Raw genomic sequence first — 12,689 nt, 5'->3', positions numbered from 1 at the left:
TTGAAACAGTGCGAAAGGAAAGAACCTAAACGATTCTTTCCTTCTTTTCTTATCCTTTTGTTCCACCGGCTGTTAATCCAGATACGAAATACTTTTGGAATGAAAGGAAGAGAATAGCGATTGGCACGGCGATCAATACAGAACCAGCAGCAAACGTTGTAAACTCGCTTCCAAATTGTTTTGCTACTAAATCGTATAAACCGACCGCAAGCGTATATTTTTCTTTACTACGAAGCAACACACTCGCCAAAATGAAATCACCAAATGGAGCAATGAATGTAAAGAGCGCAATAACTGCAATAATTGGTTTCGCCAGCGGCATAATGATTTGAAAGAAGATACGCAAATGCCCCGCACCATCAATTCTCGCAGACTCATCCAATTCTTTCGGAATTGTATCCAAATATCCTTTCATCAGCCACGTATTCATCGGAATAGCGCCGCCAACGTACACAAGAATAAGCCCTAAATGCGTATCAATTAATCCGGTCAACAATCCAAGAACATAAATCGCAATTAACGCCGCAAAATTTGGAATCATTTGTAAAATCAAAAACGTCATTAAGCCATTTTGCCGTCCGACAAAACGATAGCGAGAAAATGAATAAGCTGTCAAACTGACTAAAATAACAGAGAAAATCATCGTTAGTGTTGAAATTTTTAGAGAATTCCAATACCAAAGTAAATAATCACTTTTCGACGTGTCAAACAGTTCTTTATAGTGAGCAAGCGTTGCATTATCAGGAATCATTTTTGATCCAGATAAACTTTGCCCTGGGTTAAATGATGAACCGATCACCCAAAGAAGCGGATACACAATGATGACCGTCATCGCCAAAATAACTAAATACGACAATGTTAAGCGGATAATTTTTTGTCTTTTCATGCTCATATTACATCATATCCTCTTCTTTAAATGATTTTGTTCTTCTAAATTGCCATAATGCTACTGATACAACAACGAGAGATAAGAGCAACGTAATGGCCGCCGCTTTTGAATATTGGGCAGATGTCATCGTTAAGCGGTAAATCCACGAAATTAAAATGTCGGTTGCCCCTGCGTTTTGCCCAGACACCGCAGGACCGCCGCCATTGAATAAGTAAATAATGTTAAAGTTGTTGAAGTTAAACGTATATTGTGTAATTAAAATTGGTGCGACTGCATACAAAACGAGCGGAAGGGTAATTTTAGTGAATTTTTGCCACGCTGTTGCTCCGTCGACAATTGCTGCTTCGTACAATTCATTCGGAATCGCTTGCAACACTCCGGTTGTCATCGCAAAAATGAACGGAAACCCAAGCCACGTTTGAATGAAAATGAGCGCCACTTTCGTCCAAAACGGATCAGTCATCCAGTCAATCGCATCGATACCGAACGCAGCCAAAATCGTTTTATTAATGACTCCAAACGATTCGTTAAACATTCCAGAGAAAACAAGAATTGTCACGAACGCTGGTACAGCCCATGGCAAAATGAAAATGGTCCGGATGATCGCCTTTCCTTTTAAATCCTTTTGATTGACAATAATCGCCAAGAAAATGCCGAGAGCGATTTGCAGCGTCGTCGCTCCAAACGTCCAAACGATCGTCCATGCTAATACGTTAATGAACGTTTTACGCCAAAGGTCAAGCTTCACTAAGTCAATAAAGTTTTGAAAACCGACCCAATCGACTAATTTGGCTGGAGGCGAATGATATAAATCGTAGTTCGTAAACGCAAGAAGTACAACGAAAATAATCGGGAAAATCACGACAAACACTAAAAGAATAAAACCTGGTGAAATCATTAAATATGGAAAACCGCTATTGACAAGTGTATGATATTGCTCGCGCAATGAATTGATTTTCAGCCCTAAATCACGCTTTTGCCCATTTTTGTACGCATCATACAAATTAAATGCGTAAAAACCAAGCCCAAATACAAGAACAATGGCCGCTAAAATTCCTTCTACAAGTAAAAAAATAGAATGGTCGCGACCGATCACTGTCCCAAGTGTCACAAGTCCCCACAAACCGATATCAAGCAAATTCCCAAACACAATATAATAGGAAGCCGCTAAAATAAGAAAAAGAATTCCTTTCACATATTGACGATTATATAATTGCCCCAGTCCTGGAACAACGGATAAGCCGAGGGCGATCTTTCGGTGTTTGGATTGATACATTAGTGTTTCCATGTTATTGTCTCCTTTCTAAAACATCGCGAGGAGCGAAAGGCAAACCGTTTTATTGTGAATAAATAAACAAGCGACAGAAAGTTGAAGCAGTACCTCTAAAAAGAGGTACCGCTCACCTTTTACTTGCTTGGGTGGTTCGTTTCAATGTTTGTTTTAATCGTTTTCACCGCGTCATCCAACGCTTTTTTCGGTTCAGCTTTTTGATTGGCGACTAGTTGAAGCGCTGTTGCCATTGGACTCCACACTTCCGCCATTTCCGGAATGTTTGGCATTGGAACGGCATATTGCGATTGAATTGCTACTGCTTTTGCTCCTTCATCGTTCGCAATTAACGGATCGTTAATTAACGATTTCACCGGCGGAATTTCTTTTGTCAACTCAAAGCGTTTTTTCGCATTTTCTTCGTTTGTAAGGAATTCAATTAATTTTGTTGCCCATTCCGGATTTTTCGAGAAGGCAGATACGTGCCATCCTTTTACACCCATAAACGTTTTGACATGTTCGCCATTTGGCAATGTCGGCATCGGCGCTACGCCGATATCAATGCCGGCATCACGCATGCCTTGGAAAGCCCACGGACCGTTCATGACAGACGCAACTTTTCCTTCGTTAAACAAGCCGTCCATCGTCGAACCGCCGTTTTCACCGATAATTCCTTTCGGGAACAACTCTTTGTACCATTTTTGAATATACTCTGTACCTTTTACTGCTCCTTCATTATTTAAACCGATGTCGTTGCGATCTAACGTACCGTTATTGTCTTTAAATACATAACCACCCATACCTGCAATAACACCGTGTGCAAAGTAGAAGTTATCCCAAAGCGCTAAGAAACCGTATTTATCTCCTTTTGTAAATCCTTTTGCAAATTGATATAGTTCATCCATCGTTTCTGGAGCTTTGTCCATCAATTTTTTATTGTAAATAAATACAGGTGTTTCAACCGCTTTTGGCAAACCGTAAAGCTTTCCGTTATAAGTTTCCGCTTTCAGCGATGACTCTGTAAACGTATCCAATACCGATTGATCTACGTTGATTTCGCGAATTAATCCTTCTGTCACAAGTTGACCGATTTGATCGTGCGGAACAGTAATGACATCAGGTCCTGTTCCTGCTGGACCGTCTAAACGAAGCTGATCGCGCTGTTTTGTTGCCATTTCTACTTCTTTGTACTCGACTTTAATGCCGTACTTTTGTTCAAACGCTTTAATAGCTGGCTCTAATGCCACTCCGCGCTTCACGTCTTCCCAAACAACAAGCTTATCTGGTTTCGGAGGCATGCCATCTTCTGTTGTGGCTGTCTTGCTTTCACCTTCGTTGTTTTTTGGCTTCGTTGCCTCTTTATCCGGACCACATCCTGCCAACACCCCTGCTGTTAAAGCAAACGATGAAAAAATAGATACCATCTTCTTCATTTTCGACCCCTCCTAATGATTTAAAAAATAAATACAAAAATACAAACGCTTTCACAATTCCACAAAAATATATGGTTGCGAAAACGATTGCACAACTCTTATTACTAATTATACAACCATTTATCGTTTTGACAACTGTTTTTTAATATTTTTTGAATGTCCGTTGACTTTTTCTTTTTCATCCTTTACTCTGAACATAAAAAGCTTGAAAGGTATTTTTTGGTCGCATATATAACAGAACAATAAAAAAAGATTTTAAGCGCAATCGATTGCACTAAAATATATGATATCGGGAGTTGATAACATGCTAAAAGAAGCAATTTACCATCGTCCAAAAGATCATTTTGCTTACGCTTATGATGACAAAACACTGCACATTCGCCTTCGAACAAAAAAAGATGATATGCAATCCGTGTTCCTTCTATATGGTGATCCATACGTGTGGGAAGATGGAAAATGGCAATTTGCTAAAAAAGAGATGATGAAAAGCGGTTCTGACTCGCTATTCGACTATTGGTTCATTGCGATTACACCGCCATATCGCCGTCTCCGCTACGGCTTTGAATTGTGCAGCGGGGAAGAAAAGCTCATCTATACGGAAAAAGGGTTTTTCAACATACCACCTTCTGACGACATCGCCTATTATTTTTGCTTCCCGTTTTTAAATAAAATCGATGTCTTTCAGGCGCCGGAATGGGTAAAAGATACGGTTTGGTATCAAATCTTCCCGGAACGGTTTGCGAACGGAAACGAGTCGCTAAACCCGCCCGGAACACTTCCGTGGGGCAGCGCAGACCCGACACCGACAAGCTTTTTTGGCGGAGATTTTGAAGGGATTATTCATCGTCTTGATTATTTAGTGGAGTTAGGAATTAACGGCATTTACTTTACTCCTATTTTTAAAGCGCCGTCCAACCATAAATACGATACGATCGACTATTTTGAAATCGACCCGCAATTTGGGGACAAACAAACGTTTAAACGGCTCGTTGACCTTTGCCATCAAAAAGGCATTCGCGTCATGCTCGATGCGGTATTTAATCATAGCGGCTATTATTTTGCTCCGTTTCAACATGTGCTCAAGCATGGAGAAAAGTCGAAATATAAAGATTGGTTCCATATTCGCGAGTTTCCATTACAAACTGAACCGCTGCCGAACTACGATACATTTGCCTTCGTGCCAACCATGCCGAAATTAAATACGGAAAATCGAGAAGTCAAACAATATTTATTAGATGTCGCGACGTATTGGATTCGCGAATTTGATATTGACGGCTGGCGTTTAGATGTCGCAAATGAAGTCGATCATCAATTTTGGCGCGAGTTTCGCCAAGCGGTAAAAACAGTCAAACCGGATGTCTATATTCTCGGCGAAATTTGGCACGATTCAATGCCATGGTTAAGAGGCGATCAATTCGATGCGGTGATGAACTACCCGTTTACGAACGGCGTATTGCGTTATTTCGCCAAAAATGAAATCACAGCAAGCGAATTTGCCCACACGATCACGAACGTACTTCATTCATATCCGAACAACGTGAATGAAGCGGCTTTTAATTTACTTGGCAGTCACGACACGCCGCGCATTTTAACGGAATGCGGAGAAAACAGAGAAAAAGTGAAGCTCATGTTCACGTTCCAACTTTCGTTCACAGGTACGCCGTGCATTTATTACGGCGATGAAATCGGACTGACCGGCGGGCAAGACCCGCTTTGCCGCAAATGTATGGTGTGGGAGGAAGAAAAACAAGACCGCGATTTATTCACTCACGTCCAAAAGCTTATTTCGCTGCGAAAAGCATACCAATCTTTCACTCGCGGCGAGCTTCGCTTCATCGAAACGAACGACGAGACCAATCATCTCGTTTATACGAAAACATATGAAAACGAAACAATTGTATTCATCATCAACAACAGCGAGCGGGAAATCGATGTTGCACTTCCGTTTTCGCTAAAAGGAAAAAAACTTACGAACCTATGGACAAACGAACAATTTGCCGCTGAAGCAGATCAGTTGAAAGCAACGCTTCCGCCATACGGTTTTCTCATTTTAAAAATCGAGGAATGGAAATAAGCGAGGGAATCCCCTCGCTTTTTATGTGCGGTGAACGGTGCGGCGATATTCAGTCGGTGTGACCCCTTCGATTTTTTTAAAAAGCCGCGACAAATAAGCGCCATCTTCTATACCTACCCTTTTGGCAATCGCATCGACCGTTTCGTTCGTTTCCGCCAGCCATTTTTTTGCTTTCGCCAGCCGGTAATGATGCAAATATTCAATCGCGCTCATTCCCATCGTTTTTTGCATACAGCGCGTAATATAGTCTGGATGAAAGCGCAACGATTGAGCGAGCAATTTCATATCAACCGGCTCCCTATAATGCTCATGAATGTATTGAATCGCTTCCGCGCACACTTTTTCCGAGGCTGTCGGAATATGCAACGCCTGCTTTTGTAGCTGCAAAAGAAAATCGGAGAAATATATTTGCTGTTTCAATGGACTATCCGGAGCGCCATCTTCATTTAAATCAACGATTTGTTGCAATAGTTGTTCGACCCGCTCTTTTTGTTTTATTTTTCCGTATTGCGGCACATGAAACGCATATTGCACGGCTTCTACATACGTCGCTTCCCGTTCGATAATATCATGCCAGCTCAGCTCCTCTTTTTCGACCATTTTATAGTGTTGTTCGATCGTAAAATGGAGCCAAATAAATAACGTGTCTTCCGTACACTCACGATAACCATAATGTTCGCGCTGTGGAATAAGAATGACATATTCCCCTGCGCCTATTTGAAAAAAACTGCCTTCTTCCGCCATGTACAAACATCCTCGTTTCACATACAACAAATCAAAAACAGAAAACGTTCGCCGAAAATGCTTTTTTCCTTTCGCAAATACCGCCTCTCCCCCTTTAATAAACGTTGGAAACGGCGGCAAATGAAACACAATATGTGCCATCTCTCTCCCTCTTTATGTCGGAAATGTACAAATTGAATCGTGTTGTTCTCTTTTTATTATGCCATAAAACCGATACACTGAATATAGTTTTTACGTCGGAATGTGTAAGGGGGTTGTCTTGTTGAAAAAAGAAAGAAAGCTATCTTTATTTGTGTTAACATGGCCGATCTTTATCGAAACACTTTTGTATATGCTCATGGGAAATGCCGATACACTGATGCTTAGCCAATATTCTGATGATTCGGTTGCCGCTGTCGGCGTAGCGAATCAAATCGTTTTCCTCGTCATCGTTATGTTCGAATTCATCGCAATGGGAACATCCATTTTAGTGGCTCAATATGTAGGGGCAAAAGACGAAAAGAGCACGGCCGAAGTATCTCTTGTATCGATTAGTGCCAATTTTTTATTCAGCCTTTTATTAAGCCTAATACTTTTGCTGTTTGGAAAACAACTATTATATGTCATGAAATTGCCTGCTGAATTATTGCATGAAGCATACTCTTATTTAGGAATCGTCGGCGGCTTTTTATTTGTGCAAGCGCTCATTATGACGATTGGGGCCATTTTAAAAAGCTACGGGTATACTCGCGATACGATGTACATTACAATTGGCATGAACATTCTTAACGTCATTGGAAACTATCTTTTTATTTTCGGTCCGTTCGGAATCCCGGTTTTAGGCGTCCAAGGAGTGGCGATTTCGACAACAGTCAGCCGGGTGATCGGACTTATTGTCATTTTCGTTCTTTTAGTAAAACGGACGAATCTGTCGTTTTCCCCATCGCGGCTTGTTTCGTTGCCGCTGCATCACGTTCGCAACTTGTTGAAAATCGGCATCCCTTCTGCCGGAGAACATTTAGCATATAATACGGCCCAGATGCTTATTACGTACTTTATTACATGGATCGGCACGGAAGCATTAACAACGAGAGTATATACACAAAATATTATGATGTTCGTCTGGTTGTTCGGAATTGCGATCAGCCAAGGAACACAAATTCTCGTCGGTCATTTTGTTGGCGCTGAGCAATATGAAGACGCGTACGAACGATGTTTAAAAAGTTTGCGCAGCGCCATCATCATTTCCATTGCGATGGCATCGATTTGCTTCGCATTCTCTGATTCTCTTCTTTCAATTTTTACAACGAACAAACAAATTATTGAAACGAGCAAAACGCTTTTATTGTTAACGGTCATTTTAGAGCCAGGACGCTCATTCAACCTTGTTATTATTAACTCGCTCCGAGCCGCAGGAGATGTCAAATTTCCTGTCTATATGGGGATTTTATCGATGTGGGGGGTGAGTGTAACTATTTCATATGTTCTCGGCATTTATTTCGGTTTAGGGCTCGTAGGAATATGGATTTCCTTCATCGCCGATGAATGGCTGCGCGGGTTGCTGATGCTATGGCGCTGGCGCTCTAGAGTATGGCAAAACAAATCGTTCGTGCACCAAAACATTGGAACTGCATAAAAAAGGAGAAGCTGCATTTGCTTCTCCTTTATTCTTTAATGTGAATTCCGTAATGTTCAAACCATTCGTGAACTTGGCATAAATACGCCAACAGCTGCGGGCCTGTCATTAACTGGCCAAACCATGGTGCTTGAAATGATGTTCCTCCCGTTTCGATCATTTTTTTTAACTTTTCCGTTTCAAAAAATTCATACAACACTGATGAGCGGTCGCTCAATATTTCTGCTAATCTTTTTTTCACGAGTTCGGTATACAAAGGGTGGTGCGTTTTCGGATATGGGCTTTTTTTCCGATATAGCACATCTTCCGGCAAAATACCTTCAAGCGCTCGGCGCAATATTCCTTTCTCGCGCTTTCCGTACATTTTCATCTCCCACGGAATGTTCCACACGTATTCAACTAGGCGATGGTCCGCAAACGGTACGCGTACTTCCAAGCTTGCTCCCATGCTCATTCGATCTTTCCGATCCAAAAGCGTTGTCATAAACCAAATCATATTTAAATAAAACAGTTCTCTCCGCTTTGCTTCGGCAGCACTTTCTCCTTCTAATCTTGGAACTTCTGCTAACGTTTCTTCAAAGCGTGTTTGTACATACTCATCTAACCGTAATCGCCGCTGCCATTTTTCCTTTAGCAACCCGATGCGCGCCTCCGTTGACCTCATCCACGGAAAACCGTTCCGCATCAAATCATCCGGGCGATGAAACCACGGATACCCGCCAAAAATTTCATCCGCACATTCTCCAGATAAACTGACAACGAAATGCTTTTTAATTTCCCGGCAAAACCAAAGCAGCGACGAATCAATATCCGCCATCCCTGGTAAATCGCGAACGATAACCGCTTCCGCTAAATAAGCGGCTAAGTCGTGCTGGGAGATCACACAACGATGATGAACTGTTCCGAACGTTTTCGCCATTTTTTCAATCCACGGGCCGTCCGCATTTGGTTGGAAATCGTTCGCCTTGAAATATTGGTCATTCCCTTCATAGTCAATCGAATACGTATGAAGCGGACCTTTTCCTTCTTTTTCAAAGATGGTCGCTGCGATTGCGGTAATCGCACTTGAGTCCACGCCGCCAGACAAAAAGGTGCAAACAGGCACATCAGAAACGAGCTGCCTTGTGACGGCATCTGTAAGAAGAAAACGGACGTTTGCGACTGTTTCTTCAAGCGAATCGCGGTGAACATCGCTTTTGACGTTCCAATAACGCCATATTTTAAATCGCTCTCGTGAGTATATGAGCACATGAGCTGGGCGCAATTCGTTGATATGGCAAAACACGCCGTGTCCAGGAGTCCGCGAAGGCCCTAATCCGAATACTTCCGCTAATCCTTCCCGGTCCAATTCTGTTTTGACATCCGGGTGGGCTAAAATCGCTTTTATTTCAGAGCCGAACAATAGGCTGCTTCCAACATGACGATAAAAAAGCGGCTTAACCCCTAAACGGTCCCGCGCTAAAAACAATTGTTCACGCTTTTCGTCCCAAATCGCAAACGCAAAAATTCCATTTAAATATTCCACGCATTGTTCCTGCCATTCGATATAAGACGTTAATAACACTTCCGTATCGGAATGCCCTTGAAACGTATAGCCTCTTTTCACTAATTCTTCGCGGAGATCCTCGGTATTGTATAACTCTCCATTGTAACAAATCGTGTAAGTGTGACCGTTTTTCTGTCTTGTCATCGGCTGGATGCCGCCTGCCGGATCGACAACGACAAGCCGTTTATGTCCAAACGCCACATGTTCAGCCAACCAATGGTTTGTATCATCCGGACCGCGCTTCGCTAACGTTTCGGTCATTTTTTCGATCGTTTTTCGTTCTGTTCGCATCTCTCGTCGGAAATCCACCCAACCGGTGATCCCACACATATGAATCAATCCTTTCTGTTCATCAACGTAAAAACATGTCACTTTCCCATATAATATGCAGCAACGCAACATCAGGCGCCTTTCCTTTTCCTGCGAAAAGAACATTTGCCTATTGCGGTTAGGCAAGTTGCCTCAGCCTCTCTCATTGTATGCAAGTGCAGGTATTTCGATGAATTGTCCGATATGGGTGAATAAAGAGAGGAAAAATCGGCGAAAACGAGAAAAGAGAAAGGAGATGAGAAATATGAATTTTGAACAGCGTCTTGCGTATATCCCTGAACAAAAACGTGCTCATATACAGGGGGAAATCGAATGTGTGAATGACGAATGGATTTTTTTTGACGAGGAAAACGAAGAAGCGGCGCTCATTGAAGAAATGACAGAGGGAGAAATCGAAATTTTCCGCTTCGGCGAATGGATTCGCGGCAAATGGCAAGAAAACGGAATGATCCATTTAGGTGCGACAACCCTTTCGCTGCATGGCGGTGAAATCGTCCGTTTTCGCAAACCGTTGCCGTATGCGTACTGTCAGTGGTTAGAAGCTCTCCCCGAGAAAACATTTTTCCATTTTGTTGAATGGCTCAATGATCTTCATTTTTCATTATATGACTGCCTTTATTGTTACAATGGTCTTTTGTTTTCCAAACATTTAGGAATGAACTTTATCATTTATGATAATACGGAATTGATCGGTAACGTCCAACATTATTATGAACGGGGGGCAACGCATAAAGACCGCTTTGAAATGACTTTTAATACAGGAAATCGGTTTATTTGCACACAAATCGGGTAAAACGACAACCTCGTATGAGATTGTCGTTTTACGAAAAAATATGAAATCCTAGCGGCAACTTTAATCCTAAATATAAAACGATAATAAACACAATCGCTAGTTGAATCCAAGCCATTTGCGTATTTTTCCCTTTTTTCGCGCGAATCAGCACCATCTCCATCGCTCCAATCACCCATAGCCCCATGACGGCTTTTACGATGTATAGCGGCGGAATGGACGCGAGCATATATAATAAAACAGCTCCGGTAGCGATGATCAAAAGATAGAAAAGGCGCAACACCATATGCACCATTTTCACTTTTGGCGAGCCCGCGTTTTGCAAAGAAAGCGCCACAAAAAATAAAATGAAAGCGATGACCCACGTTGTAATATGCGCATGCGTCATTGTTTTATTCTCCTTTCCAATACGTTTACTCCCATCATAACACGTTTTATTAAAAAAACGAAATATATAGATGCAATTTGGAACTTTAACGTTTTCATCTTTTGATTGAAGTAATCGGTATTTTTCGACTGTCGGGTGACCGAACAGCACCGCTTCCAGACAAATGCATTTGTCTTTGAAGCGGTCGGTTGTTCGGTCCTCTGTCACGCGAAGGCAAGTCACAGACTTGCCTCCGACAGTCGAAAAAAGTCGAAAAATAGGAAGTCTGCTTTTTCGTTAGCCATAAGTTAAACCTTCTATACCTCTCTAACAACCTAACAATCTTTTTGATATAATGTTATGAAGTAATGTATAAAATATTGTAAGTAGGAGGAACGTGCATGAGTAAGACGACGGAAATTATTCATTTAACTGAACAGTACGGAGCTAACAATTATCACCCACTTCCAGTTGTTCTTGCAAAAGGTGAAGGTGTATGGGTAGAAGATCCTGAAGGGAATCGTTATATGGATATGTTAAGCGCTTATTCTGCTGTCAATCAAGGCCATCGTCATCCGAAAATTATTCAAGCGTTAAAAAAACAAGCGGATCGCATCACATTAACATCCCGGGCGTTCCACAACGATCAATTGGGGTCTTGGTATGAAAAAGTGGCAAAATTAACAGGCAAAGAGATGATTTTGCCGATGAACACTGGCGCTGAAGCAGTCGAAACAGCAGTAAAAGCTGCACGACGCTGGGCCTATGATGTAAAAGGAGTACCTGCTGATCAAGCGGAAATTATCGTATGTGAAGACAACTTCCACGGCCGGACGATGACAGCGGTATCAATGTCTTCCAATCCTGAATATAAACGCGGCTTCGGTCCGATGCTTCCAGGCATTAAAGTCATTCCGTTTGGCGATGTCGAAGCATTAAAAAAAGCGATTACAGCAAATACAGCGGCCTTTATTTTCGAACCGATTCAAGGAGAAGCAGGCATTAACATTCCTCCAAAGGGGTTTTTAAAAGCTGCGTACGAAGTGTGCAAAGAAAACAATGTTCTATACATTGCTGATGAAATTCAATCCGGTTTAGGCCGTTCGGGAAAAATGTTTGCGTGCGATTGGGAAGAAGTCGTTCCGGACATGTACATTCTCGGTAAAGCGTTAGGTGGTGGCGTATTTCCGATCTCTTGCGTCGCAGCAAACCGTGACATTCTTGGCGTCTTTAATCCAGGTTCACATGGCTCTACGTTCGGCGGAAATCCACTTGCTTGTGCCGTTTCGATTGCTGCCATTGACGTACTTATCGAAGAAAAACTAGCCGAACGTGCATTAGAATTAGGTGATTATTTCCAAGAAAAACTACGTGAAATTCAACATCCAAATATTAAAGAAGTACGCGGCCGCGGGTTATTCATCGGTGTCGAATTGCAAGGACCAGCCCGCCCTTATTGCGAAAAACTGCAACAGGAAGGCTTGTTATGCAAAGAAACACACGACACTGTCATCCGCTTTGCTCCTCCGCTCATCATTACAAAAGAACAACTTGACTGGGCAATTGAGAAAGTGAAAAAAGTATTTAACGAATAAAAGAAAAGGGCCTCCCAACATTGGGCGCCCTTTTCT

General features: G+C 42.1%; 10 protein-coding genes. 4 read left to right on the top strand and 6 right to left on the bottom strand.

Features of this window, described 5'->3' with window-relative positions; all coding sequences use genetic code 11:
- Positions 1–49: 49 nt before the first annotated feature.
- The 3 genes from HNQ34_RS10620 to HNQ34_RS10610 form a co-directional block, all read right to left on the bottom strand.
- Positions 50–892 (bottom strand): sugar ABC transporter permease, encoded by an 843-nt coding sequence (locus HNQ34_RS10620; RefSeq protein WP_183254321.1) that lies wholly within the window; start codon positions 890–892, stop codon positions 50–52.
- Position 893: 1 nt separating this feature from the next.
- Positions 894–2,177 (bottom strand): carbohydrate ABC transporter permease, encoded by a 1,284-nt coding sequence (locus HNQ34_RS10615; RefSeq protein ID WP_183254320.1) that lies wholly within the window; start codon positions 2,175–2,177, stop codon positions 894–896.
- A 119-nt stretch (positions 2,178–2,296) separates the two neighbouring features.
- A complete protein-coding gene (locus HNQ34_RS10610; RefSeq protein WP_183254318.1) occupies positions 2,297–3,592 on the bottom strand; it encodes an extracellular solute-binding protein in 1,296 nt (431 codons plus the stop codon).
- A 304-nt stretch (positions 3,593–3,896) separates the two neighbouring features.
- On the opposite strand from HNQ34_RS10610, the gene HNQ34_RS10605 reads away from it, so the two are divergent.
- Positions 3,897–5,666, top strand: a complete 1,770-nt coding sequence (locus tag HNQ34_RS10605; RefSeq protein WP_183254316.1) for an alpha-glycosidase — start codon at positions 3,897–3,899, stop codon at positions 5,664–5,666.
- A gap of 21 nt (positions 5,667–5,687) precedes the next feature.
- On the opposite strand, the gene HNQ34_RS10600 is transcribed toward HNQ34_RS10605, so the two are convergent.
- Positions 5,688–6,551, bottom strand: coding sequence for an AraC family transcriptional regulator (locus tag HNQ34_RS10600; protein WP_183254315.1), 864 nt, complete (start codon positions 6,549–6,551; stop codon positions 5,688–5,690).
- 121 nt (positions 6,552–6,672) lie between these two features.
- Between HNQ34_RS10600 and HNQ34_RS10595 the strand changes: the two genes are divergently transcribed.
- Entirely contained in the window at positions 6,673–8,025 is a 1,353-nt protein-coding gene (locus HNQ34_RS10595; RefSeq protein ID WP_183254313.1) for an MATE family efflux transporter, read from the top strand.
- A gap of 28 nt (positions 8,026–8,053) precedes the next feature.
- Here the strand turns inward: HNQ34_RS10595 and asnB are convergent, their stop codons facing one another.
- A complete protein-coding gene (asnB, locus tag HNQ34_RS10590; RefSeq protein WP_183254389.1) occupies positions 8,054–9,901 on the bottom strand; it encodes an asparagine synthase (glutamine-hydrolyzing) in 1,848 nt (615 codons plus the stop codon).
- Between the two features lie 244 nt (positions 9,902–10,145).
- On the opposite strand from asnB, the gene HNQ34_RS10585 reads away from it, so the two are divergent.
- Positions 10,146–10,694, top strand: a complete 549-nt coding sequence (locus tag HNQ34_RS10585) for a DUF2777 domain-containing protein (protein ID WP_183254311.1) — start codon at positions 10,146–10,148, stop codon at positions 10,692–10,694.
- Between the two features lie 28 nt (positions 10,695–10,722).
- Here HNQ34_RS10585 and HNQ34_RS10580 read toward each other — a convergent pair whose 3' ends face one another.
- Entirely contained in the window at positions 10,723–11,079 is a 357-nt protein-coding gene (locus HNQ34_RS10580) for a YisL family protein (RefSeq protein ID WP_183254310.1), read from the bottom strand.
- 380 nt (positions 11,080–11,459) lie between these two features.
- Here HNQ34_RS10580 and HNQ34_RS10575 point away from each other — a divergent pair, with 380 nt between their 5' ends.
- On the top strand, positions 11,460–12,653 hold the full coding sequence (locus HNQ34_RS10575) for an ornithine--oxo-acid transaminase (protein WP_183254308.1): 1,194 nt from the start codon (positions 11,460–11,462) through the stop codon (positions 12,651–12,653).
- Positions 12,654–12,689 lie beyond the last annotated feature (36 nt).

This window comes from Anoxybacteroides tepidamans (assembly GCF_014201465.1).
GTDB lineage: Bacteria > Bacillota > Bacilli > Bacillales > Anoxybacillaceae > Anoxybacteroides > Anoxybacteroides tepidamans.
Note: the sequence above shows the minus strand (reverse complement) of the source record. Positions and strands in the feature narration are given on the sequence as shown.

Bases quoted from the DNA above. Each gene is read 5' to 3' on its own strand.
- HNQ34_RS10620 (WP_183254321.1), bottom strand. From the start codon at position 892: ATGAGCATGAAAAGACAAAAAATTATCCGCTTAACATTGTCGTATTTA.
- HNQ34_RS10615 (WP_183254320.1), bottom strand. From the start codon at position 2,177: ATGGAAACACTAATGTATCAATCCAAACACCGAAAGATCGCCCTCGGC.
- HNQ34_RS10610 (WP_183254318.1), bottom strand. From the start codon at position 3,592: ATGAAGAAGATGGTATCTATTTTTTCATCGTTTGCTTTAACAGCAGGG.
- HNQ34_RS10605 (WP_183254316.1), top strand. From the start codon at position 3,897: ATGCTAAAAGAAGCAATTTACCATCGTCCAAAAGATCATTTTGCTTAC.
- HNQ34_RS10600 (WP_183254315.1), bottom strand. From the start codon at position 6,551: ATGGCACATATTGTGTTTCATTTGCCGCCGTTTCCAACGTTTATTAAA.
- asnB (WP_183254389.1), bottom strand. From the start codon at position 9,901: ATGTGTGGGATCACCGGTTGGGTGGATTTCCGACGAGAGATGCGAACA.
- HNQ34_RS10585 (WP_183254311.1), top strand. From the start codon at position 10,146: ATGAATTTTGAACAGCGTCTTGCGTATATCCCTGAACAAAAACGTGCT.
- HNQ34_RS10580 (WP_183254310.1), bottom strand. From the start codon at position 11,079: ATGACGCATGCGCATATTACAACGTGGGTCATCGCTTTCATTTTATTT.
- HNQ34_RS10575 (WP_183254308.1), top strand. From the start codon at position 11,460: ATGAGTAAGACGACGGAAATTATTCATTTAACTGAACAGTACGGAGCT.